Origin of the sequence: Lentibacillus sp. CBA3610 (genome assembly GCF_013373365.1) — a bacterium.
In the GTDB taxonomy this organism is placed as follows: domain Bacteria; phylum Bacillota; class Bacilli; order Bacillales; family Amphibacillaceae; genus Lentibacillus.
Genome location: NZ_CP035925.1, coordinates 2796293 through 2821183 on the forward strand (window position 1 = coordinate 2796293; position 24891 = coordinate 2821183).

The 24891-nt window shown below is 45.8% G+C and carries 17 protein-coding genes and 1 pseudogene; 4 read left to right on the top strand and 14 right to left on the bottom strand.

The annotated features are described in order from the left end of the window. Nucleotides 1–911 precede the first annotated feature (911 nt). The 4 genes from rpoE to meaB all read right to left on the bottom strand — a co-directional run bounded on the left by rpoE (nt 912) and on the right by meaB (nt 6681). Entirely contained in the window at nt 912–1469 is a 558-nt protein-coding gene (rpoE, locus tag Len3610_RS13700) for a DNA-directed RNA polymerase subunit delta (protein WP_176448449.1), read from the bottom strand. Between the two features lie 382 nt (nt 1470–1851). Then, nucleotides 1852–5085: a fused isobutyryl-CoA mutase/GTPase IcmF gene (gene icmF / locus Len3610_RS13705; RefSeq protein ID WP_176448450.1), complete on the bottom strand. Its 3234-nt coding sequence runs from the start codon at nt 5083–5085 to the stop codon at nt 1852–1854. Between the two features lie 39 nt (nt 5086–5124). After that, nucleotides 5125–5751, bottom strand: a complete 627-nt coding sequence (locus Len3610_RS13710; RefSeq protein ID WP_176448451.1) for a TetR/AcrR family transcriptional regulator — start codon at nt 5749–5751, stop codon at nt 5125–5127. Next, nucleotides 5752–6681: a methylmalonyl Co-A mutase-associated GTPase MeaB gene (gene meaB, locus Len3610_RS13715; RefSeq protein ID WP_176448452.1), complete on the bottom strand. Its 930-nt coding sequence runs from the start codon at nt 6679–6681 to the stop codon at nt 5752–5754. A 1-nt stretch (nt 6682) separates the two neighbouring features. Between meaB and Len3610_RS13720 the strand changes: the two genes are divergently transcribed. Beyond that, nucleotides 6683–6919: a hypothetical protein gene (locus tag Len3610_RS13720; RefSeq protein ID WP_176448453.1), complete on the top strand. Its 237-nt coding sequence runs from the start codon at nt 6683–6685 to the stop codon at nt 6917–6919. Between the two features lie 316 nt (nt 6920–7235). Here Len3610_RS13720 and Len3610_RS13725 read toward each other — a convergent pair whose 3' ends face one another. The 7 genes from Len3610_RS13725 to Len3610_RS13755 form a co-directional block, all read right to left on the bottom strand. Further along, nucleotides 7236–8375, bottom strand: a complete 1140-nt coding sequence (locus Len3610_RS13725; RefSeq protein WP_176448454.1) for an acyl-CoA dehydrogenase — start codon at nt 8373–8375, stop codon at nt 7236–7238. Nucleotides 8376–9043: 668 nt separating this feature from the next. Continuing rightward, the gene (locus Len3610_RS13730) at nt 9044–10183 is read right to left on the bottom strand and encodes an acyl-CoA dehydrogenase (RefSeq protein ID WP_176448455.1); all 1140 of its coding nucleotides are present in this window, start codon (nt 10181–10183) and stop codon (nt 9044–9046) included. Between the two features lie 49 nt (nt 10184–10232). After that, entirely contained in the window at nt 10233–11084 is an 852-nt protein-coding gene (locus Len3610_RS13735) for a 3-hydroxybutyryl-CoA dehydrogenase (RefSeq protein ID WP_176448456.1), read from the bottom strand. A 237-nt stretch (nt 11085–11321) separates the two neighbouring features. Then, nucleotides 11322–12509, bottom strand: a complete 1188-nt coding sequence (locus Len3610_RS13740; RefSeq protein ID WP_176448457.1) for an acetyl-CoA C-acetyltransferase — start codon at nt 12507–12509, stop codon at nt 11322–11324. A 382-nt stretch (nt 12510–12891) separates the two neighbouring features. Beyond that, nucleotides 12892–14997, bottom strand: coding sequence for a heterodisulfide reductase-related iron-sulfur binding cluster (locus Len3610_RS13745; protein ID WP_176449684.1), 2106 nt, complete (start codon nt 14995–14997; stop codon nt 12892–12894). 644 nt (nt 14998–15641) lie between these two features. Further along, nucleotides 15642–17315 carry an arginine--tRNA ligase gene (gene argS / locus Len3610_RS13750; RefSeq protein WP_176448458.1) on the bottom strand — a complete coding sequence of 558 codons (1674 nt, stop codon included), beginning with the start codon at nt 17313–17315 and terminating at the stop codon, nt 15642–15644. Then, nucleotides 17315–17755 (bottom strand): YwiB family protein, encoded by a 441-nt coding sequence (locus Len3610_RS13755; RefSeq protein ID WP_176448459.1) that lies wholly within the window; start codon nt 17753–17755, stop codon nt 17315–17317. The genes argS and Len3610_RS13755 overlap by 1 nt, the downstream gene beginning before the upstream one ends. A 256-nt stretch (nt 17756–18011) precedes the next feature. Between Len3610_RS13755 and Len3610_RS13760 the strand changes: the two genes are divergently transcribed. The 3 genes and pseudogenes from Len3610_RS13760 to Len3610_RS13770 all read left to right on the top strand — a co-directional run. Further along, the gene (locus Len3610_RS13760) at nt 18012–20078 is read left to right on the top strand and encodes a transglycosylase domain-containing protein (RefSeq protein ID WP_176448460.1); all 2067 of its coding nucleotides are present in this window, start codon (nt 18012–18014) and stop codon (nt 20076–20078) included. A gap of 696 nt (nt 20079–20774) precedes the next feature. After that, complete coding sequence (locus Len3610_RS13765; protein WP_176448461.1) at nt 20775–20957, top strand: hypothetical protein; 183 nt, start codon at nt 20775–20777, stop codon at nt 20955–20957. A 688-nt stretch (nt 20958–21645) separates the two neighbouring features. Then, nucleotides 21646–22068, top strand: a pseudogene (locus Len3610_RS13770) (hypothetical protein); the annotation flags it as partial. 389 nt (nt 22069–22457) lie between these two features. Here Len3610_RS13770 and Len3610_RS13775 read toward each other — a convergent pair. From Len3610_RS13775 to Len3610_RS13785, 3 genes are all read right to left on the bottom strand, one after another. Beyond that, nucleotides 22458–22982, bottom strand: a complete 525-nt coding sequence (locus tag Len3610_RS13775; RefSeq protein ID WP_176448463.1) for a YwhD family protein — start codon at nt 22980–22982, stop codon at nt 22458–22460. A 69-nt stretch (nt 22983–23051) separates the two neighbouring features. Then, complete coding sequence (locus Len3610_RS13780) at nt 23052–23552, bottom strand: YwgA family protein (protein ID WP_176448464.1); 501 nt, start codon at nt 23550–23552, stop codon at nt 23052–23054. Then, nucleotides 23542–24870, bottom strand: coding sequence for an HD domain-containing protein (locus Len3610_RS13785; RefSeq protein ID WP_176448465.1), 1329 nt, complete (start codon nt 24868–24870; stop codon nt 23542–23544). The genes Len3610_RS13780 and Len3610_RS13785 overlap by 11 nt, the downstream gene beginning before the upstream one ends. Nucleotides 24871–24891 lie beyond the last annotated feature (21 nt).

Consider the following 24891-nt stretch of genomic DNA (forward strand, 5'->3'; position numbering starts at 1 on the left):
TTTAGGTTATATCGCTTTAGTGAAGGTTAAACATAACACTAAAAACAAGATTCTTTTCCTATCATTGTTGCTTATTGAACGCCGTAGTTGATATAAACTGCGACACACTGAAAAATAAATGAGTGCTGTGAGACCGCTCCGGAAATACACTCCGCTTTCCGCGGGCGGCTGGTGAGCCTCCTCGCGCTGTATGCTCGTCGTGTTGCAAGGTTTTTTCGGTGAAGCAGCACTCCTCGCAGAAAAGCTTTGCTCGTCGTGTTGCAAGAGAATTCGGCGGAGCAGCACTCCTCGCAACTCGAAGCTGATTCGTTGGATGTTGCGCTCGTCGCTCCGGGGTCTCACCTATGCCTGTCCTCCCGCCGGAGTCTCCGCGTATTTCCTCCGCTGTTCTTGACTTTCTGTACATTAAATGTTCTTTCACTAGGACAAAACACGTCACTAGCTGCGGAAAAATGCGAGACTCCTGCGGGAAAGGCAGGCTAAAACCGCGACGACAATCGCTAACGCCTGCATTAGCATGTCCTGTGCGTCGAACTGTCTGAAGACCCCGCAGTGAACGGGCTGAGCGAGGAGGCTGAAGCGTTCCCCGCGGAAAGCGATGAGCAAAACATCCACCGAGTAATCTGCGAGTTGCGAGGTGCTCCCTCACCGAAAGCACTTGCAACACGATGAGCACCCAGTATTTTTCCGTAGCGCCGAAATAGCACTTGGTCCCGATAAACTAGAAGAAAGACATTGCGAAAGTTACGTCGCAGTTTATGAAAACCGCTAAATAATTTTTTTCTTTAAAAAACCGTAAAAAAACGAAAAGCGCTCCCCCTTTGAACATAGGGGGAGCGCTGAGTATTCATTAATTTAGCGAGCCCAATAAAAATTGTACGCATCGGTATATAAAAAGTCAAGCAGCTTCTTTATTTATTTTCTTCCTCGTCATTTTCATCGTTGCTTTCATCTGCTTCTTCTTCGGCATCAAACTCATCATCAACTTCTTCAAATTCATCGTCAAAACCCTCGTATCCGCCAAGTTCTTCGGTATCATCCAGTATTTCCTCGTCAAAGGTGTCTGTCAGTACTTCGACATTATCAGTTGGCGCATCCAGGTTTTCCTCTTTAGACTCTTCACGGGGAGCCTCTTCTTCTTCTTTTTTATTCTTCTTTACCTTGGCTTTCTTCTTTTTCTTCTTAGGTGCCGGAGAAATGATTTCATCCATTTGTTCAACCGGATACCAGCGCTTCAACCCCCACACACCGGAACCGATTGTCAGAAATCTGCCATCTATTGTCAGATCCGTATAAAATTGCCCGATATACTCCTGTCTCTGTTCTTCGGTAAATTCTTTCATTTCAACTACTTGGTTGTAAAGATCATGGAAATCCTTTGCTTTTTGCTTGTCATGTAAAATCTCATTAGCCAGCTCAAGCATTGATGTGACTTCAAGTTCTTCGCGGCTGTAATTTTGCAGACTCACGATACCGCACTCCCTTTTCATATATTTCATAGTCAGGGCTGTAACGCCTGATCATTAACGGTGTTATAAATCGCTTAAATCGTACCATTCATTATAAACAAAAATGGGTAGAATATGCCAGTGTAAACAATAATTAAATCATGAAATATTTTGAGGTCTTTTTTGCATACTTTTGAAATGGCACACACCAAGCAAAACTCAGGGCCTGGCCTCGTTTTTCCAGAGGCCGGAAGCAAGAGGTCGGATTGGGTGACATCGGTGAGAGGGCCGATTTCTGTTTTTAAGACATCATTCTGAATTTTATATTTCCTGCCTCACAAAGATAGGAACCGGCTGTCTGCCGATTCCCTCCAATCCGACTTCTGGCATCTGACCTCTGTTTTTACATGTTCCTTCTGTACTGACCGCCCACTTCATAAAGTGCGTTCGTGATTTGACCGAGGCTGGCAACTTTCACTGTTTCCATTAATTCAGCAAAAATATTACCGCCTGATGCCGCCACCTTTTTCAGGCTTTCCAAGGCTGCATCTGTCTGCTCTTTATGCGCATCCTGGAATTTATGCAGCTCACTGATCTGGTGCTCTTTTTCCTCAGTGGATGCACGTGCCAGTTCCATGGAATTAATATCCTCTGCTGTAGTTGGATTCGGATTCACATACGTGTTGACACCGACAATCGGCAGCTCGCCGGAATGTTTTTTGCCTTCATAGTACAGTGACTCTTCCTGAATTTTACCGCGCTGGTATTGGCGTTCCATGGCCCCAAGTACACCGCCGCGGTCATTCATTTGTTCAAATTCCTGCAAGACCGCTTCCTCAACAAGATCCGTCAGTTCTTCCACAATAAAGGATCCTTGCAATGAATTCTCGGTTTTTGTCAGGCCAAACTCTTTATTGATGATCATCTGGATGGCCATTGCGCGCCTAACAGATTCCTCCGTTGGTGTCGTGATTGCTTCATCATATGCGTTCGTATGCAGTGAATTCGTATTGTCCTGAATCGCTAAGAGTGCCTGCAGGGTCGTGCGTATATCGTTAAAATCAATTTCCTGTGCGTGCAGCGAACGACCGGATGTCTGGATATGGTATTTCAGTTTCTGGCTCCGTTCATCAGCGCCATATTTATCCCGCATCGTTATCGCCCAAATCCGGCGGGCAACACGGCCGATCACGGTATATTCCGGATCCAGACCATTGGAAAAGAAAAACGATAAATTTTGGGCAAATTTATTAACATCCATACCGCGACTCAGATAATACTCCACATACGTGAATCCGTTGGCCAAGGTAAAGGCAAGCTGGGTAATCGGGTTCGCACCGGCTTCTGCGATATGATAGCCGGAAATCGAGACCGAGTAATAATTACGCACATCTTTATCGATAAAATACTGCTGAATGTCACCCATCATGCGCAGTGCAAATTCTGTAGAGAAAATACAGGTGTTTTGGCCCTGATCCTCTTTTAAAATATCCGCCTGAACTGTTCCGCGCACAACCGAAATCGTCTCATCCCTGATCGCTTCATATTCTTCCCGGCTTGGTTCACGGCCATTTTCTTCCTTGAATGTCGCAAGCTGCTGATCGATTGCTGTATTGAAAAACATCGCCAGAATGATCGGCGCCGGCCCATTGATCGTCATAGATACAGATGTTTTCGGATCAGTCAGGTCAAACCCATCGTACAGCTTTTTCATATCATCCAATGTACAAATGCTGACGCCGCTTTCCCCGACTTTTCCGTAAATATCCGGTCTTGGTGCCGGATCCTCTCCGTACAATGTTACCGAATCGAATGCCGTTGACAACCGTTTTGCTTCACTGTCTTCGGATAAATAGTGGAAGCGGCGATTGGTACGTTCCGGTGTACCCTCTCCGGCAAACTGGCGTGTCGGATCTTCCCCTTGGCGTTTAAACGGAAAAACACCTGCCGTAAACGGAAATGAACCCGGAAGATTTTCCTTCATCAGCCAGCTTAGGCGTTCGCCCCAATCCATCATCTGAGGCATGATGACTTTCGGGATTTTCAGACCGGAAATGGATTCGATATTAAGATCCGTCTCAATTTCCCTGTTACGGACTTTATAGGTTACTTTGTCGCCGCTATACTGCTCATTCAGATCATCCCATGAATCCAGCAATTTTTTGGCGTTTGGGTCCAATTTTTCCTCATATGTCTGAATCGCCTGATCAATTGCTGTGGTTTGGGCTTCATCAGCCAGCACATTTTTGGCGCCTTCCAGCTGATAAAGCTTGCGGGCTATATTACTTTGCTTGTTGGTGTTTTCATGGTAGCCACGGACATGCTGGGCAATCTCCCGCAAATAATGGCGCCGCTCGTTTGTAATGATCATGTTTTGTTTTTCAGCAATCGTATGCCGCTCGAAGTCAACGGTATTTTCCCAGCCGTGTCTATCATTCAACGTATCAATCATGGAAGCAAATAGCGCATTTGTCCCCGCATCATTAAACTGACTCGCGATCGTTCCAAAAACCGGGAATTTTTCCTTATCCTCGCCAAACAGCATGTGACTGCGCTGATACTGTTTTCGCACCTGATTCAGTGCATCCTCGGAGCCTTTTTGTTCAAATTTGTTGATTACAATAAAATCAGCAAAATCAATCATGTCAATTTTTTCAAGCTGTGACGGTGCGCCAAATTCAGCCGTCATGACATACATGGAAAGGTCGGTGACATCCGTAATCGCCGCATCACCCTGGCCAATGCCGCTTGTTTCAACAATAATGAAATCATAATTTGACGCGCGCAGTACATCAATGACTTCCTGAAGCGACTGGGATAGTTCCGTTCTGGAGCCTCGTGTTGCAAGCGACCGCATATAAACGCGATCGGTGAAAATCGCATTCATTCGGATACGGTCGCCAAGCAGTGCGCCGCCGGTTTTCTTTTTGGTCGGGTCGATGGAGATGATGGCAATTTTCCTGTCCGGTATTTCATTGATAAAGCGGCGGATCAGTTCATCGGTCAGTGAACTTTTACCGGCGCCGCCAGTCCCGGTGATGCCGAGAACCGGGGCATTGTTTGACTGTGACCGCAATGTGTTTAACAGAGATTCCTTTTCATCATCGCCGTTGTTTTCGATATAGGTGATCAGGCGGGCAATTGCCTGTCGCTCACCTGTTGCAAGCTTTTCCTGAGCATCCTTCAGGTCAACCGGCGGCAATACGTCACACTCCTCAAGCATGCTGTTAATCATGCCCTGAAGTCCCATTTCACGACCATTGTCCGGTGAAAAAATACTGGATACCCCATAATCCTCGAGTTCCTGGATTTCACGCGGAATGATGGTACCACCGCCACCGCCATAAACGTTAATATGACTGGCCCCCAATTCATTGAGCAAATCAATCATGTATTTGAAATACTCCACATGACCGCCCTGATAGGATGAGACGGCAATACCCTGGGCGTCCTCCTGAATCGCTGCATAGACGACTTCTTCCACTGAACGGTTATGCCCGAGGTGAACGACCTCTGCTCCGCTCGATTGAAGAATCCGCCGCATAATGTTGATGGAAGCATCGTGTCCATCATATAAACTTGATGCTGTTACAAACCGGACTGGATTAACGGGTTTATAAATCTGAGCTTGTTCCATGTAACCCCTCCTGTAAAAATTATGACTCACTGCGTCTCGTCACTTCGCACCCGCGTCAATTGACAAAGATTGCATCAGAAAATAAATCTGCCGTTCGATATACGTTTCCAATGTGAATTGCTTTTGCAGCATCCACCTTCTGAATCCCCACATCTGCCCTTGAACGAAAATATTATTGGCGATAAGGGCAGCATCCTGCTCGTTAATGGCATCCGGCAGACAGGTTGCGATTATCTCCTCAAGCATCGCAACCATATCCCGTTCTTTCTGCAGGACATATTCTTTCGTCTCTTTTTTAAGTGACTTGACTTCCTGATACATGATGACAATTTCCTCCTGCATGTCGTCCATCAGGCGAAAATACGATTCAACGACTTTTTCCAAATTGGCGACCGTCGGGTTTTGCCAGTCAATAGCTGCCTCCAGACGTTCCCTTACCTGGTGATAAATGGCATCACATACAAGAAACAGGACATCTTCTTTCGTCCGGATATATTCGTACAAAGTCCCGATACTGAACCCCGATTCCTTGGCGATCTCCCGCGTTGTCGTCCGGTGAAACCCTTTTTCCTTAAATAAGGTGATCGCTCCTTGAATCATTTGGTTCCGCCGCTTCTCCACCAGATCAGCATCTTTGACAGACGAAACGACCTGATTATTCGTCATTCAGTCGCCCCCTTCCTTTTTCCAGTGTTTAAAAATATCTTGTGCCCGTCTGTAAGGGTCATCATCTGCTTCAATCGTTATATCGTTTCTCGTGGCGTATGCTTTAATATCCCGCCAGAGTTCTTCGCGGATCAGTTCATAGACTTCCAGTTCCTGCTCCTGTTTCCGGCGTTTTTGGCCTTCTTCTGTACGGTACAGGTAATCATGATGTGCATTGATTTTTCCCCATAGTTCATCAATGCCTTTGTTTTCTGACGTGATTGTTTTGATAATCGGTGTTTTTTGAGCATCTTTAGACGTCATCATGACAAGCTCTTTCAGGAGACCTTTCAATTTCCCGACACCATCGAGATCGGCTTTGTTGATGACAAACAAATCGGCTATCTCCATAATGCCCGCCTTGAAAATTTGCAGTACATCACCACTGTTCGGTGTCAAAACGAGTGCAGTTGTATCAACGATCTTCATGATATCAAGCTCAGACTGGCCGACACCGACCGTTTCCACAATCACGACATCAAATCCGTATGCGTCACAAATCCGTACAGCATCTTTGGTTGCGCGGGCCAGACCTCCAAGACTTCCGCGTGTTGCCATGCTGCGGATATACACACCATCATCGGTGAAATGCTCATTCATGCGGACACGATCACCAAGAAGCGCACCACCACTGAACGGACTGGTTGGGTCGACTGCAATGACTGCAACCGTTTTGCCTTCATTACGGATATGCGTTATCATGCGATTCACAAGCGAGCTTTTGCCCGCACCCGGTGATCCGGTGACGCCTACAAAGTGAGCATGTTTCTGACTGGAGACAATATCACTGAGCATGGCGAGCTTATCCGGATCGTCATTCTCAACCATGGTGATGGCCCGGGCGAGTGCGCGTATGTTATGTTGTTTTAGCCCTTCAACGAGATGGTGCATAATGTTGACTCCTTTTTCGTTATTTGGTGGTGTCGCTCGGTTAGTGCTATATCTGATCGGTTCCGGTGCTTCTGGTGCGCGTGATGCGGCACGTTTATTGCACGATCCGGCTCGGTTGCTGCGCGAATTTTGGCGGTTGTTGCGCGTAATCTTAGGAAAGCCGCGCGAAATTCGGCTGTTGCTGCGCGAAATTTTAGGAAGTCGCGCGAAATCCGGCTGTTGCTGCGCGAAATTTTAGGGAGTCGCACGAAATCCGGCTGTTGCTGCGCGAAATTTTAGGAAGTCGCGCGAAATCCGGCTGTTGCTGCGCGAAATTTTAGGAAGTCGCACGAAATCCGGCTGTTGCTGCGCGAAATTTTAGGAAGTCGCGCAAAATTGGGCTGTTCTGCGCGAAATCTTAGGAGTGTCGCGCGAAATTGGGATTGCATCGCGCGAAATCCAGCCGTTGTTGCGCGAAATCATGGGATTAACGCGCGAATTTGTGACAACTTCAGCGAAAATATTGTGAACTTGAGCCGATTCTGTGACAATTTGAGCCAAATGAGCCTCTAAAACTATTTCGTCAGCATCCGTCCTATCACGAGACGCTGGATTTCGTTTGTCCCTTCATAAATTTGCGTAATTTTGGCATCGCGCATGTAACGCTCAACCGGATAATCTTTCGTATACCCGTAGCCGCCAAATACCTGCACAGCTTCTGTTGTTACACGCATAGCGGTATCACCGGCAAATAGTTTGGACATCGCGGATGCTTTACCATAGTCTTTACCTTCTGATTCCAGCCATGCCGCCTGATAGGTTAATAGACGGGATGCCTCTATTTCAGTAGCCATATCTGCTAGTTTAAACGAAATACCCTGGTTAGCAGCTATCGGCTTGCCGAACTGTTCACGTTCTTTCGCATAATCAGTGGCAGCATCCAGCGCACCCTGAGCAATTCCAAGTGCCTGTGCTGCGATACCATTACGGCCGCCATCAAGTGTCGACATAGCAATTTTAAATCCTTCCCCTTCTTCACCAAGCAGATTTTCTTTCGGAATGCGGCAGTCTTCAAAAATGAGCTCGGTCGTAGGGGAGGAACGGATGCCAAGTTTCTTTTCCTTTTTGCCTGTTGTGAACCCTTCTGTATCTTTTTCCACAATGAATGCGCTGATCCCTTTATGCCGTGCTTCCGGATCTGTCAGGGCAAAAACAATGTAGATGTCCGCCACGCCACCATTGGAAATCCAAACTTTATTGCCGTTCAGGACATAATCATCACCATCTTTTTTGGCAACAGTTTTCATACCTGCCGCATCACTGCCTGATCCCGGTTCGGAAAGTGCATAGGCGCCGAGTGCTTCACCGGTTGCCAGTCGGTACAGGAATGTTTTCTTCTGTTTCTCGTTACCATATTTGTATATGGGCCAGCTTGCCAGTGACAGGTGCGCTGATAATGTAACACCTGTTGATGCACAAACCCGTGACAATTCTTCAACAGCAATGACATAACTGACAAAATCAGAGCCAATCCCGCCGTATTCCTCCGGCCAGGGGATGCCGGTGAGCCCCAGTTCAGCCATTTTGTCAAAAATATCCCTGTCAAAACGTTCTTCCTCATCACGTTCAGCTGCCGTTGGTTCCACATCGTTCTCGGCAAAGTCACGAACCATCTTGCGCAGCATTTCCTGTTCTTCGGTCAATTGAAAATTCATTTTTTTATCCCCTTTCAAATCGGTTAGTACATCAATGAAGGCTGTTTTCTAAAAGATTGTTGTTCCTGCCACAAAATCCATAAACGGCGACGTAAGTGCTTTGTTGATCTCGGTATCGTTTGTTGCTTTCTGCCCCCGCAGCCCGTACACACTTCGCTTTCCGGGGGCGGCTGGTGAGCCTCCTCGTGCTTACGCACTGCGGGGTCTCACCGATGCCTCAGCTCCCCCAGGAGTCTTCGTGTGTACGGGCTGCTAGTGAGAAAATATTTGCTTTAATATTTCCTTCAAGAAGCAATAAACAAATGTATTGAAAGATTATAAAGCACAACGCGAGCGTAGGAAATACACGAAGACTCCTGAGAGAATAGTGACCAATGTGAGACCCCGCAGCGACGAGCAGAACATCCACCGAGTAGGCTGCGAGTTGCGAGGAGTGCTGCTTCGCCGAACACACTTGCAACACGACGAGCACACAGGGACGAACGAGGAGGCTCACGGGTCACCCGCGGAAAGCGGAGCATATTTCCGAAGCGGTGTAATCGCACTCACTCAACGTTGTCAGTGTGTCGCAGTTTATATCTACTGTTAGGTTAAACAACAACAAAGTTTCCGAAAAGAGCCTCAATGAAAAATTGGTTGAATCGAAAAAAATTATCCTTACTCCGGAATCAGTCCAGCAAATTTTTAGCTATGACAATACGCTGAATTTCATTTGTTCCTTCATAGATTTCCGTTACCTTGGCGTCGCGGAAGAAGCGTTCAACCGGATAATCCTCCGTGTAGCCATAGCCGCCGTACACTTGCACAGCTTCGACAGCGGTTTTTCGTGCTGTTTTTGATGCATACATCTTGGCCATGGATGCTTGTTTACTGCTTGGGACACCTTGCTCAACTAATGCTGCAGCTTGATAAACCAATAGTTTGGCAGCTTCGACTTCTGTTGCCATATCTGCAAGTTTAAATGCCATTCCCTGATTGTTGGCGATTGGTTGACCGAATTGCTCCCGCTCTTTTGCATAGTTCGTTGCATGCTCAAGAGCCGCTTCACCGATGCCTAAAGCCTGAGCAGCAATACCGATGCGCCCGACATTCAAATTGGCCATCGCAATCTTGAACCCATTCCCCTCATCGCCGAGAAGCTGCTCTTTTGGAACACTACAGTTATCAAAACTCAGCTGAACTGTATTCGAACCATGCAAACCCATTTTCTTTTCAGCTTTACCAATCCCCAGACCGGGGGTGTCTTTTTCCACAATAAATGCACTGATGCCTTTCGATCCCGGTTCATCACTTGTACGGGCAAACGTTATATATGTATCTGCCTCCCCGCCATTGGTTATGAATATCTTGGAACCGTTCAGAATATAGTTGTCACCATCTTTTATGGCTTTTGTCCGCATATTGGCTGCGTCGGACCCGGCGCCAGGCTCTGTTAATGCAAATGCGCCAAGGTATTCGCCTGTAGCAAGTTTAGGGAGATAATAGCGCTTCTGCTCGTCACTGCCAAAATTTAAAATCGGATTGGTGCCAACTGATGTATGAACGGACAAAATAACGCCGAGTGTCGCGCTTACTTTGGACAATTCATTAATAGCGATAATATATGACGTATAATCCATGCCACTTCCGTCATATTTTTCCGGGATGGGAATTCCCATCAATCCAAGCTCACCCATTTTTTGGACGATTTCAGCGGGGAAACGATCTTCCTCTTCCATCCGCTTTATTTCCGGCTGTACTTCATTCAGCGCAAAATCCCGGACCATTTTGCGCATCATTTCCTGTTCTTCGGTTAAGTGAAGGTTCATGTACTAAGCACTCCTATTGGTGAATCGTGGTCGTCATGCCTATTTTCATTTAGTTATACTGATAAAAGCCCCTGCCTGATTTTTTACCGAGCCAGCCTGCGTTGACATATTTCCTTAATAGCGGACATGGGCGATATTTGCTGTCACCAAATCCGTTATGAAGCACTTCCATAATATATAGGCACGTATCCAGCCCGATGAAATCAGCCAATGTCAGCGGACCCATTGGGTGGTTCATGCCAAGTTTCATGACGGTATCGATATCTTCAACAGAAGCGACACCTTCATACAGGGCATAAATTGCTTCATTGATCATTGGCATCAAAATCCGGTTGGCCGCGAAACCAGGAAAATCATTCACTTCCACAGCCGTTTTGGAAAGGTTTCTTGCCATATCGGCCACTGCCTGGTATGTTTCGTCACTCGTCTGCAGTCCCCGGATCACCTCAACAAGTTTCATGACCGGTACTGGATTCATGAAGTGCATCCCAATAACCTGATCAGGCCTGTTTGTTTCAGCTGCCATTTCGGTGATTGGAAGTGACGATGTGTTGGTTGCCAGAATCGCACGTTCAGGTGCATTTGCATCCAAATCACGAAATACGTTTGATTTCACGTCCATATTTTCAACAATCGCTTCAATTGCCATATCACAATGTGCGATTTCCTGCATGTCTGTTGTTGTCTTAAGCCTTGAAAGTGTATCGCTTTTGTTCTGTTCGCTGATGCGGTCTTTTTCAACCGATCGCGTCAAATGCTTCTCAATGTTGCTAAGACCTTTTTCAAGTGCATCCTCACTAACGTCATTTAACAAAACGTTATAACCGGATTGAGCGCAGACCTGAGCAATACCTGAGCCCATCTGGCCCGCACCGATTACCATTACGTTTTTGATTGCCATTGGGTTGATTCCCTCCTCCTGAAATTACATAAAAAATTTGTGCGTGAATTTGGCTTTCCACTCATAAGTTGATGCTTTAACATTGAGCTTTGTTGAATTTCTCGTAAACTTTGGCGTTTTTCTCGTGAGCTTTGGCGATTCTCTCACAAACTTTGGCGTTTTCCTCGTAAACTTTGGCGATTCTGCATCAAACTTTGGCGCTTTTGGCGAAAAAACCAAAACCCGATTCAAGACGGATTACTGCTTTGGAACTTCTATCAGCATGGCATCCCCCTGTCCGCCGCCGCTGCAGATGGCTGCAATGCCAAGTCCGCCGCCACGCCGTTTCAGTTCATGAACCAATGTCAAAATAATACGTGCACCACTTGCGCCGATTGGATGACCCAATGCGACCGCCCCGCCGTTAACGTTGATTTTTTCCGGATCGATGTCCGCAATTTGGCCGCTCGCGAGTGATACGGCTGCAAACGCCTCGTTAATTTCATACAAGTCAATATCATCTTTCGTATAGCCGGTTTTTTTGAATAATTTATTAATCACCAGTCCTGGCGTTTTCGGAAAATCGCTCGACGCCACACCAACTTCTGCGTGGCCGTGAATTGTTGCCAGTGGTGTTTTCCCAAGTTGTTCCGCAGTTTCATCAGCCATTACGACAAAAGCGCCTGCCCCGTCATTGACACCGGGTGCATTGCCCGCCGTAATCGTGCCGTCCCGGCCAAATGCAGGTCGCAGTTTAGCCAAAGCCTCAGCACTTGTATCTTTTCGCGGCGCTTCATCGGTATCGACCACAATTGGATCACCTTTACGCTGCGGTACTTCAACCGAAACGATTTCTTCAGCAAATTTGTCGTCCTCTATTGCTTTAACGGCGCGTTGGTGACTGCGGTATGACCACTCGTCCTGTGCTTCCCGCGTCAGACCATATTCCTCGGCGGTCTTGTTGCCGTGGCTGCCCATGTGAACATCCTCAAATGCACACGTCAGACCATCATGGACCATCATATCAACGACTTTTTTATCACCCATCCGATTCCCCCAGCGCGCATCCGGCAGCAGATATGGCGCATTGCTCATACTTTCCATACCACCGGCCACAATAATGTCTTCATCGCCCAGACGAATCAGCTGGTCAGCAAGCGTGACACTGCGCAATCCCGATGCACAGACTTTATTGATTGTCTCCGTTTTGACCTCCCACGGAATGCCTGCTTCACGCGCTGCCTGCCGGGAAGGGATCTGTCCCTGTCCGCCCTGCAGTACATTGCCCATAATCACCTCATAAACTTTTTCGCCATCCAATCCAGCTCGCTCAAGCGCCTCCCGGATTGCTGTGCCGCCAAGCTGTGAGGCAGTTATCGTCCGCAGCGATCCCCCGAATTTACCGAATGGCGTTCTGGCTCCTGATACAATGACCGTCTTGCGCATACAATCAACATCCCTTCTTTAAAATAGATTTATAGTTTCATATGATAACGCTTACCCCTCTATCAAAAATCGATTGAACTACAGCATTATGCGGATTTCAGCGTTTTGATTGAACGCTCGCTCAGGTTCAGTTTCAAAATCAAGAGGGGCGTTATAAACTGCCCCTCTTATTTAGACTGACTTGCTATCTCAATGGTTGATTGTTTCGGTGCTCCTTCTGCGCGAATTCGAAGCTGCGTTGTGCGAAATCGAATTTCACATCGCGCGAAACGGAAATGGCGCTGCACGACATCAGATGAAGGGCAAGCGATTTTGGTGATTTGCCGCGCGAATTGTAAATCCATTCTGCGAGCTTTCGCATTTCAAAATCAAAGCACCTGTATTAAGCCGTTTTCTGTTCATCTTCCACAAGTACGGACAATGCCAGAATCTCAGCAACATCCATGGTACTGATATCTTCTTCAACCTCTTTTGCTTTCGTCCCATCACTCAGCATTGTCAGACAAAATGGGCATGCACTGGATATCATCGTTGATTCCGTTTCCATTGCCTGTTCGGTCCGTGCGACGTTAATGCGGTTGCCTGTTGTGTCTTCTGTCCACATTAGACCGCCGCCGGCACCACAGCACATACCATTTTCCCTGCTGCGATTCATCTCGACCAAATCAAGTCCCGGAATTGACTTCAGAATCTCACGCGGCGGATCATAAACGCCGTTGTAACGCCCTAAATAACAGGAGTCATGATACGTAAGCTTCTGATTGATTTCACGCTGCGGCTTCAGTTTACCGTTCATCACCAGATCATACAGCATTTGCGTATGGTGATAAACTTCTGCTTCAAAACCAAAATCAGGATATTCATTCTTAAATATATTATACGCGTGCGGGTCAATCGTAACAATCTTCTTAACATCGTTTTTCTCAAATTCTTTAATATTTTTCTCAGCGATTTCCTGGAATAAAAACTCATTGCCAATACGGCGTGCCGTATCACCGGAGTTTTGTTCCTTATTTCCAAGAATAGCAAAACTGATGCCTGCCTGGTTCATCAATTTGGCAAACGCAAGCGCAATTTTTTGACTGCGGTTGTCAAATGATCCCATTGAGCTTACCCAGAAAAGATATTCAAAATCTTTATCTTCTTTTTTCAGCTCTTTAACCGTTGGGATATACGCATCCTCATCCTGCTCGCGCCATTTGATGCGGTCTTTTTTGGAAAGTCCCCAAGGATTGCCTTGACGTTCGATATTCATCACCGCACGCTGGGCATCCTGATCCATTTTACCTTCTGTCATAACAAGATAACGGCGCATATCGATAATCGTGCCAACGTGCTCATTCATAACCGGGCATGCATCTTCACACGCACGGCAAGTTGTGCAGCCTTCAAGCTCTTCCTGTGTGATAACATCACCGATCAGGCTGACGCTTTCCATGCCTGCAGCTGCCTCATTTGCGCCGGCAGCACCCAAATTGCCTTTCGTGTTTGAAAAAGCATATTCCGGCACCCATGCAGACTTTCCTGTGACGGCTGCTCCTTTTTCCGTTAGATGATCGCGGACTTTGATCATGATATCCATCGGCGAGAGCATTTTACCGGTGCCTGAAGCGGGACAGACATCTGTACAGCGTCCGCATTCAACGCATGCATAAAAGTCAATCATCTGATGCTGTTCGAAGTCTTCCACTTTTCCAACACCGAATGACATCTCATCTTCGTTTTCTTCATCATCAACATCAAAATTAATCGGCTTCAGCTTCCCTGGCACGCGTTTACTCAAAAACACGTTGATTGGCGCTGCAATCAGGTGTGCGTGCTTGGATTGCGGCACGTAGACTAAAAACGCCAGGATCACAACAGTGTGAATCCACCAGAACACGTAGAACATAGCGGCCGCAGCTGAAGGCGTGAGCCATCCAAAGGCATAAGCTATTAAACTGGCAACCGGCTCTGTCCATGTCAGGGCTTCACCATGCCAGAGGATCGCCATTCCATTTCCGAACAGCACAGAAAGCATCAATGTCCCGATAAACAATAGAACAAGTCCTGCTTTAAAACCGCGCTTCAAACGGACAAGATTTTCTACATAGCGGCGGTAGAATGCCCACACTACCGCTACCAGTATCATTAAGGTTACAAGTTCCTGGAAAAACGTAAACCCCGGATAAAAAAACCCGAATGGCAAATGACTGCCTGGTGCCAACCCTTTCACAAACATGTCGATCGCACCAAATTGTACGAGTATAAAGCCATAGAACATCATGACATGAATCGTGCCTGACTTTTTATCCTTCAGCAGCTTGGACTGGCCAAAAACAATTTTCCCTATACGTCGGAACCGCTCTTTAAAGTCCCTGTCAAACTCGGATTTTTTTCCAAGTTTAATATAGGAAACACGCGTCGCAATGACTTTAGCGAATAAGTATACCCCATAGGCGACAATTGCTATAAATGCCAGCCAGTTGATAAGTAACAATGTGTCCATCATTCGCTCCCCCTTTGTTATAGTATAACGGATTTTGTTAGCGATTGCATTATTTTGAAAATAAAGTCTGGCTTCAATTTATGAATACTTCTCCCGCTGATTGTCAGTTGGCTGCCATTACCCTTATCACTTACTTCCAGCTGGAAGAGAGGTAAAAATGCAAGCACTAAACTTTTATGTTATTACTATTACTTTATATGATGAATGATCATTCAGTCAACAGATTTATAGAAAGTTTAGAAACTATTTCACTATTACAATCGAAACGAAAGGGCAAAAAGGGGCACATTTTTTTCAGAAATTTATGCCCCTTTTTAGTAAGATTTTTCGATTGTAGTAAAAAGAAGGTGTCTTGGTGAAGTTGATCAGCACTCCAGATTAAAGGCTGTATCGTGCGAGTTCAGACGGTTGTTGCGTGAATTAATAAGGGAGCAGCGCGATTTCGCAGTGCTGCCGCGCGATTTGGAAGCATTGTTGCGCGAAATCAGGGCGTCGCCGGGCGAAATTGCATGATAGCTGCGCGAAATAATGTGATCATCGCGCGAAATCGCCCCATTTCCGCGCGAACCAGCACATTTCCCGGGCGTGCCGCACTGCGAGAAAAAACTTGCAGAAGCTCGTCACCTCTGCAAGTTTCGATAAATTTACATTTTCACCGGTGCACTGATCCCGATCAGCCCGAGACCATTTGCCAGTGTGATCCGTACAGCTTTCATCAATCCGATACGTGCTTCCGTTAACGCCGGATTGTCCGGATCGAGCACTTTTTCCGCATTGTAGAAGCTATGCAAGAGAGAGGCCAGATCAAATACGTACTGCGTCACTTTATGCGGTGCATATTTTTCGGCAGCATCAGCTACTGTCTGTGGGAATTCGCCCAATTTTTTCAGTAAGTCTGTTTCTTTTTCAGATGTTAGAAGTTCAGCGTTAATCTCTCCGCTGGCAGAAAAGCCTTTCGCTTCCGCCTGCTCCAGCATTGTACAGATCCGGGCGTGGGCGTACTGGACATAGTAAATCGGATTGTCATTTGACTGGGAACGGGCCAGATCCAAATTAAAATCGAATTGTGTATCGTTGGAGCGCATCACAAAAAAATAACGGGTGGCGTCAATACCGACTTCTTCCATCAAATCGCGCAATGCGACCGCATTACCGGTCCGTTTGCTCATACGGACTTTTTCGCCGCCCTCAAACAGGCTGACCGTCTGAATAATTTCGACAGCAAATTTTTCGGCAGGATAGCCAAGTGCCTGAATCGCTGCACGCATCCGGGATATATAGCCATGATGGTCGGATCCCCATACATTGATGATTTTATCAAAACCGCGTTCGAGTTTATTTTTGTGATAGGCGATATCCGGTGTCAAATATGTGTAGTTGCCGTCCTGCTTGATCAGCACACGGTCTTTGTCATCGCCAAAATCGGTGGATCGGAACCATGTCGCTCCGTCCTGTTCATAGACATAACCGCCGTCCCGCAATGTCTGAACAGCCTCTTCCACCTTGTTGTTATCATACAAGGACTGTTCTGAAAACCAGTTGTCAAAGGTAACGCGGAAATCGGCCAAGTCCTGTTCCAGATTGCCAAGCGCGTGCTTCAAGCCATATTCTTTGAAAAAGGCCAAACGCTCCTGTCTGTCTGCATAAACCCACTTATCACTGTGCTCATCTGCTAACTTATGGCCGATGGCGACAATATCATCGCCGCGATATCCGTCTTCAGGCATGTCAGCTTCATGGCCGAGAGCTTCTAAGTATCGTGTTTCAACAGACAGGGCCAAATTATCAATCTGGCTGCCGGCATCATTAATGTAGTATTCACGCTGCACCTCATAGCCCGCCGCTTCCAGGACATTGCAAAAGACATCACCATACGCTGCGCCCCGGGCATGACCGAGATGCAAATCACCGGTCGGGTTTACGGATACAAATTCAACCTGGACCTTTTCGCCCTGGCCATGATCTGTGCGTCCATAAGCATCTCCAGCTCCTAAAATCGTCGGAATCAATTCACCAAGAAAATCATTTTTCATGAAAAAATTGATGAAACCGGGTCCGGCAATCTCAATCTTTTCAACATTTGCCTCAGCTTCATCCAGTTCCGCCACAATATCCTCTGCAATCTGTCTTGGTGCTTTTTTGGCGATCCGTGCAAGCTGCATCGCAATGTTTGTTGCAAAATCACCATGCGCTTTTTCTTTAGGTTTTTCGAGCGTCACATCCGGGAGCACATCCTCTCCGGCCAGACCCGCTTTCAGGACGGCTGCAGTGATTTCCTGTTTTAATGTCTCTTCTATTTGTGATAATGCATTGCTCATCAGGCATCCTCCTTATGTCGAATCGTTAACGTCAGCTGATGCTTGCGTTCATCCGCTCCGTTAAGCTTCACGTTATAGTCAATTCTCAGAAAACCGTTTTGCTCCCCGGACAACGGCTGATAGTTAATTGCTTTTGTGAATGTTTCCATATGTATGTTGCCATACGGATGCTGAAAGACATTTTCCGTTGTCTGCCGGTCGCGGAATTGCTGATTCATACTGACTAGTCCAGTTCGTTTAACCGTTACTTTATCCTTATGAATCGTCACCATATTTTTGATGGGCGATTCATCTTCAGCTTTTTCTTTATAGGTTAAAACGTCCATCGTATCTGTTTGAAAAAATCGGCCAGTCTGCCTGATAGTATTGTATTCCATCTGTCCATTATCATCAATAGCCGTCTTGAGTTCGACAGCAACTTGCTTCGAATTCCCATCCATCAAAATCGCTCCTGCTTGATATGATTAACCTATTATAGCGATAAATGCCCAGTGATTTCAATATATAAACCGGGCAACATTTATAAATATAACCCGACCACTCAAATGACTTCCAAAATGTATTAATTCTGTCCAGGTGTTTTTTTGAAAATAATTCATGTGTCTATACCATTTAATAAACCATCCCAAGTTTAATTCCGATTATTTTTCCCCATAATGAAACTAGTGAACATGTTCGTGAATGGGGCTAAAAGCTATGAAATCATTATTGCGTTTAAACGGGAATATGCACCGGCTGTTTTACCTTATACCGCTGGGGCTGTTTGCATTAGGGCTGCTTCTGCTTGCCGGGGTCTATTTTGTCAGTTTCCTATTGGGGCCGCCGCAGCTTACCAATGATCAGAACACCATTTATTACAGCATCGATGGCGAGATGATTGGTGAAGAAAGTGGTACAGAAAGCCGGTATTGGGTGGACTTGGAAAACATGTCACCACATTTGATTGATGCAACCCTGGCGATTGAGGATAAATATTTTTACGACCATAACGGTTTTGACCTGCAGCGAATTGTCGGTGCAGCCGTTTCTGATATCAAAAGTTTGTCACTGGATGAAGGTGCGAGTACATTGTCCCAGCAATATGCCCGTAATCTGTTTTTGACTCACGAAAAAACATGGGCACGCAAACTGAAGGAAGCGTTTTATACGGTAAGGCTGGAAATGTATTATACGAAAGATGAGCTGCTCGAAGGTTATTTGAACACGATTTATTACGGGCACGGTGCACACGGAGTGGAAGCAGCCAGCAGGTACTTTTTTGATAAATCAGCAAACGAATTGACATTGGCGGAATCTTCCATGCTGGCAGCTATTCCGAAAGGCCCTTCATACTACTCACCATTTAATCAACCGGAAAATGCCGAAAATCGTCAACAACGGATTTTAAGCCTGATGCGGGAAAACAATCAGATATCCGATCAGGCTTATTTCCTTGCTGTCAGGGAACAATTGGCTTTCACTGACCCGGAAGAGCGGGAAAGTGTGTCAGTCGCTCCCCATTTCCAGGATGAGGTATTAAGAGAGACAGCCAATATTTTGGAACTTGATCCTGAAAAAGTACGTTCGGGCGGCTATCAAATTTATACAACCCTTGATTCCGGGCTGCAGCATCAAATGGAGGAAAATACGAAAAGCGTTATCCAGTCCGGAAGCGAGATCGAAATTGGTGCCATGGCTATGAACCCGGAAACAGGCGGGATTCGGGCTTTAATCGGCGGCAAAGACTATACAGACAGCCCGTTCAACCGTGCAGTTAATGCTGAAAGGATGCCGGGATCTGCTTTTAAGCCATTTTTATATTATGCAGCATTGAATAACGGCTATACACCGACGACGATGCTGATGAGCAAACCGACCGCATTCAGACTGGAAGATGGTGACGTTTATCAGCCGAGCAACTATAACGGTTATTATGCCAATGAGCAAATACCCCTTGCCCAGGCTCTGGCCCTGTCTGACAATATATATGCTGTTAAAACGAATTTGTTTCTTGGACCGGAACAACTCGTTAATACAGCTGAAACATTCGGCTTTAACAGTGACCTGCCCGCCGTCCCTTCCCTCGCATTAGGCTCTGCAGCAGTAACGGTCGAGGATATGGTCACCGGATACGGGATGCTGGCCAATGGCGGCTATGATATCGAAGGACATACAGTCGCGAAAATTGTGGACAGACATGGCGATACCGTTTTTGAACGGGAGCATGAAGAGCGCGAACAGGTACTGGACCCGCAATCAACCTTTGTATTAACCCAGCTGATGACGGGGATGTTTGATGAATCATTGGATGGGTATATGGCTGTAACCGGCTCTTCCATTGCCGATCAGCTCAGCAGAAAATATGCCGGCAAGTCCGGTACCACCGAAACAGACAGCTGGATGATGGGATACAGCCCGTCACTGGTCACAGGCGTTTGGACAGGGTATGACAGAAACGAGCCAATCACGAAGGCTGCCGAAGAAGCTTATGCCAAGGATATCTGGGCTTCGTTTATGGAAGATGCACACGACAACGCTGATGAGCCAACGCTTCGATGTACCACCAGGGTTGTTGGCGTTGCGATTGATCCGGAGCGGCAAACGGGCACACTTATTGCAACACAAGCCGAGTTTATGTATTTTAAAGAAGGGAATGAACCTGAGGAACACTGTACCATCCATATGCATGATGAAGAGGAGCAGCAGGAGGACAACGAGAACGGGAATGATCAAGAGGAAGATGATCAAGGGTTATTTGAACGCGTGTTTGATGTGCTGTTTTGATTGAGCCGCGAGGGCGTTCCCTAGGAGCCTTGGACAGAAGTATGCCGTAATTTATGTAAAATAATGTATATTCGATAATTGATTAAAATTGCTTTAAATATGCTTTGGATGAAATCGCCTAATACCCTTTCAATGCAGGGTTTATAAGGTTTTAACCATAGAAAAAGCACTCTTTTAATGGTACAATGTTTTTTGAGAGAAAAACAAACCAACGAAGAGTGCTTTGATTTCATTGTACCTTATTTTGTTTAAAAACGCCACAGTTTAGCCACTCTTCGTTGGAATCTCAAAAACGAGGAGAAGATTAAATGGCACAACGAAACCCCGATGCCCCTAATCAGATTGTTCTTTTCCAGGATTATTACAGGACAAGATTGAACATAAGCCACATGCTGCCGGTTCTTTTCGTACTTTGGCAGAGGAGTTGGATCTGACTACTATGAACGCTTACGAATGGGGCGCCACCTTACACCCCGCCGTATCGTACGGCTGTTATTTTTTACGCCATGTACCATGGACATTATGCAGCTCAGAAGATCTGTCGGTTTGCCGAGGACAAGTATTGGCGCACAGTGGATATTATCCGGCATGCGTATGCCAAAGTTATAAAACAGTAGAACGAACGATAGATGCTCCTTTTGGCTGAAGTGGGACGCCTTTTCATTCAAGTCATTGGAATCTGTGAGGGTTGTCTGATTGGCGACAACGCATGCATATTTGATGGTACAAGTCAAAGCCAATGCCTCGAAGCACAAAGCGATGGAGTTTTATGAGGCACTGACAAAGAAAATCGATTCGCCAACAAACGATATGGAAGCATTATATGACGTTATTAAACCATACATAGATGAGTGGAGCAGATGCCGGACCATAAGCTGAAAAGCTTTGTATAACATGAAACAGGCGGAGCAAGTGCAGCGTCTTTTGCGGAAACAGCATCAATCAGAATTACAACAAAGGACAGCAGGGTATTCAACCTCGATTCAGAGGTAGAGGAAACGAAACGAAGCATGGTTACGATGAAGAAGTGGTTAAAATCCAGTTGCCTGTTTAAATGATGTGCCCAGCGGAATCATTTGAACTGACAGTGGATGTCTTGACGACGTCGCATTTACACAGGATACTTCACACGATGGGAACAGGCAAACACAACTGGAGCAAAAAGTGGCAAGAGGAAAATGGGAATAAAAAGATCCACCAGGAAACAAATCAATTTTACAGATCCAGATTCAAGTATCCATGCTTACGAAACCATGGTGTGCAGCAATGTTTACAACATTCTCGCCTGGTTGATGTCAAAGCGCATATTATCCTTGGTGCACATACAAGCAACAATGCTTCCGATCACTTGGGGTTTACAACAACGTTGGAACATGGCGGAAATGTGCGGCTCGTTAAAAGACATACAAGCCGGCGCCGATGCCGTTTTTTCTCAGCCAATAATAATTGCTTTCAATGAGAAGGAAAGGGACGGACTTTTATGCCTCGTACGCCGTAGCGAAATCCCGTATGCCAAGGATAAAGTTTTGCGTATGGATGCACAGAGTGATACTACACATGCCCAGAGGGCCAGATGCTTTCACGGCAGAAACAAAGAAATCAGGGAAAGATTGGAGAATACAGCAATAAAAGAAGCCTGCCAGTCCTGCCGCTTAGCCCGCACTGTACGAAAGCAAAAGACGGTAATTCGGAAAATAGAAAGGGATATGGAAATGACCCTATCAGGGAAGAAGCGAAAGCGAGGCTGACAGTGAGAAAGGTAAAGAATTCTGAAACAGAGAAAAGCGTCCCGGAACCTGGTATGGGCAACATTCAAGTGCAGGATGAGTGGGAACAGATGCATGGACGTGGGGATGGACAATGCTTTCACGGTGATTCAAATTGCACTGCGTTCATGCACAATATCCGGAAATCGTGGAAAGTCTACTTTACAGTCCGTCGTATCATGAAACGTCCACCAGAAGGAACATTATACAAGGATACCGGCTAATAAAGCAGACTTAATGAGAGGAGGTGAATAACGTTTTCGCTTCAAGAAATTAAAATACATAGTGAAGCTTATTTGGTGTGCCTTTTTTAAATGTCCTCTAATTCTTACATTAAACAAGCCAAAATGAAAACCCGGGCGTTTTTTTAAAGAAAACTTTTGTCCAAGACTCCTAGGCTGAAGCCAAACCACAAATCCAATAGCAATACAAAAAGGGCTGACCCTCTGTGACGGGTCAGCCCTTTTTGTGTCCTAGTAATTCATGAGTTAGCCCATGTATACATATTTTACAAATTCACTGTTTAAAGTACAAGATTTTAATGAATTGTTCATAAATAAGTCACAAAAAATTCAAAGTCTATCAGCAGGAAAAATTACCGCTGAATAACAGATCACTCAACATTTAACGCATTTTTCAGTTCATCAGTGGAATTTTTCCACATATCGCCGCCTTCAAAATCAGCCAGGAAATCATGCAGCAGTTTTTTGGAGTGATCGTCCATATGTTCAACGACGATTTGTCCTTTTAAGGATTTTTCCATATGTTTAACATGCTCCGGCATCGATTTGTAAGCACGTTTGATCGACCGGTCAACCAGGAGTTCACTCCCGCCTACACCTGCAAAATACGGCCCGTTTTGACCTTTTTCCACCGTTACCCAGACAATCCAATAGCGTTTGCCGTTCGCTACAACTTCTCTGTCATTCTGGAATTTTACACGCCGCTCAACAGCACTTCGGGCATGCATCGCTTCCATGTCGACATAAGCTTGGCCTTCATTCGGGTCAACAATCACCGATGACATATTTTCAAGACTGATCGAGCCGATGCCATAACCGTCATGTCCATCGTTTGGATCGTCTTTTATAATCGTAAATTTATTAGTCTTCTGCTGGTTGGAAGATTGATCTGCCATTACAAGAACCCTCCTAGTCTATATTGGCTCTTATTGTAGCATATCATTTGAACACTTTTCATTCAAAGGTTACTGCACAAGCCTTATTTGCGTAATGTATTCAAATGCTTCATCTATTTCCGAGTCGGTATAGTTTTGCTTCGGCTTGACTGTATGGATTTTTTTCACGATTTCATCTGCCGGCTGCCCTTCAAAATAAAGCATCGTTGAAACAAGCTCGAGAAACCGTGAACTTTTCGCCTTCAGCAACTCAATCTTCTCTGTCATATCCGGCATTTCAATTTGAAACTGGTCTAAAAAAGCTTTCCCATCACCGGTAATCTGATAATGATATTGGACATAATTGCTTTTCATTTCCTTTTCCTCGGAGATAAACCCGAGATCACACAGTTCCTCAACCCGTAATGAAAGTTCATCCGAATAAGGGCCATAAAAATGAAATTGGTATTTTTCTTCAAATGGAACGTGGCATTTTTGCAGAATATAGATCATTTTTTGCATTTTTTTCCGTCCGGTTATGTCATTTGCTGCTGAAAAAAAGTGCATGAGTTTCGCATGATTAGTCAGCATTTTTTCCCTCTCCTTTCGATTGTTCAAGATTTAACAGTTCCATAATGCGTTGTTTGACCGGGTCGTTATTATGAAGTCCCGCCAGCAAATCGCCCGGAAAATACAGCTTATGATCTGTGCGCTTTTTGCCGGATATGGCCTCAACAATGTCCGAGTTCCGGGACAGCTCCTTCAACCTCCCGTCAGGCAACAGCAAATTAATCGGCAAGCGCTCATCCTCTTCACCCGGCCGGTAAAAATCATACGGCAGGTCTGATGATGAATCGACTTCCAAATAATAGTCCGGATTAATTCCGGCCTCCTCAAACAGCTGTGAAAGCTCCTTCCATTCCTTCATCTGCAGGTTCGGATTAAACTCAATATACTTAAACAGGCGGCGGTTCATGAAACGTTCGCACAAATCCCTGAGTATAGCGTCGTCCTCCTCCTGCCAAAGCTGAAAGTAATAGAAGACAATCGACTCATCCAGCTTCAGATAATCCGTAAGGCCGACATCTTCTTTAAAAAATGAAGTGAAATGAAACGGTTTTAATTTGAATGTATAATTGTTTTCAAACAAATACTTGGCACGATGGAGGATTTTTGACAAAATGACCTCGGCACTGCGTGTAACCGGGTGAAAGTAAACTTGCCAGTACATCTGATAACGGCTCATAATATAGTCCTCAACCGCATGCATGCCACTTGATTTGATCACAACCTGGTCCTCAATCGGGCGCATCACACGCAGTATCCGTTCCATATCAAAATGGCCGTAGCTGACTCCTGTGAAATAAGCATCCCGCTGCAGGTAGTCCATCCGATCTGCATCAATCTGGCTGGAAATGAGACTGACGACCAGTTTATCTTCATAGGTCTTATCAATCACATCAGCAACTTTTCGTGAAAATCCCGTCTCCACCCGTTCAAGAATTTTATGTATGTGTGTATCACCCAGTATAATCTGCTGTGTGAAATGTTCGTGATCCAATTTAAAGGCTTTTTCAAATGAGTGTGAAAACGGTCCGTGTCCCAAATCATGCAAGAGTGCCGCACACAGGCAAAGCAATCGCTCATCATCATTCCAGTCATCGCGGTTTTCGAAATTGCCTATGATACGCCGGATAATTTCATAAACGCCGAGTGAATGATTAAAGCGGCTATGCTCAGCACCGTGGAATGTCAGATAGGATGTGCCCAGCTGCTTGATCCGCCTTAATCGCTGAAATTCAGGTGTGGCAATCAGATCCCAGATGACCCGGTCCTGGACATGGACATACCGGTGCACCGGATCTTTAAAAACTTTTTCCTCATGTAATTGTTCGTCTTTATATGGCATTTTTCAACCCGTTCCTATTCG

Coding starts and splice junctions, on each gene's coding strand:
- icmF (WP_176448450.1), bottom strand. CDS start 5,085: ATGGAACAAGCTCAGATTTATAAACCCGTTAATCCAGTCCGGTTTGTA.
- Len3610_RS13710 (WP_176448451.1), bottom strand. CDS start 5,751: ATGACGAATAATCAGGTCGTTTCGTCTGTCAAAGATGCTGATCTGGTG.
- meaB (WP_176448452.1), bottom strand. CDS start 6,681: ATGCACCATCTCGTTGAAGGGCTAAAACAACATAACATACGCGCACTC.
- Len3610_RS13720 (WP_176448453.1), top strand. CDS start 6,683: ATGTTGACTCCTTTTTCGTTATTTGGTGGTGTCGCTCGGTTAGTGCTA.
- Len3610_RS13725 (WP_176448454.1), bottom strand. CDS start 8,375: ATGAATTTTCAATTGACCGAAGAACAGGAAATGCTGCGCAAGATGGTT.
- Len3610_RS13730 (WP_176448455.1), bottom strand. CDS start 10,183: ATGAACCTTCACTTAACCGAAGAACAGGAAATGATGCGCAAAATGGTC.
- Len3610_RS13735 (WP_176448456.1), bottom strand. CDS start 11,084: ATGGCAATCAAAAACGTAATGGTAATCGGTGCGGGCCAGATGGGCTCA.
- Len3610_RS13740 (WP_176448457.1), bottom strand. CDS start 12,509: ATGCGCAAGACGGTCATTGTATCAGGAGCCAGAACGCCATTCGGTAAA.
- Len3610_RS13745 (WP_176449684.1), bottom strand. CDS start 14,997: ATGGACACATTGTTACTTATCAACTGGCTGGCATTTATAGCAATTGTC.
- argS (WP_176448458.1), bottom strand. CDS start 17,315: ATGAGCAATGCATTATCACAAATAGAAGAGACATTAAAACAGGAAATC.
- Len3610_RS13755 (WP_176448459.1), bottom strand. CDS start 17,755: ATGGATGGGAATTCGAAGCAAGTTGCTGTCGAACTCAAGACGGCTATT.
- Len3610_RS13760 (WP_176448460.1), top strand. CDS start 18,012: ATGAAATCATTATTGCGTTTAAACGGGAATATGCACCGGCTGTTTTAC.
- Len3610_RS13775 (WP_176448463.1), bottom strand. CDS start 22,982: ATGGCAGATCAATCTTCCAACCAGCAGAAGACTAATAAATTTACGATT.
- Len3610_RS13780 (WP_176448464.1), bottom strand. CDS start 23,552: ATGCTGACTAATCATGCGAAACTCATGCACTTTTTTTCAGCAGCAAAT.
- Len3610_RS13785 (WP_176448465.1), bottom strand. CDS start 24,870: ATGCCATATAAAGACGAACAATTACATGAGGAAAAAGTTTTTAAAGAT.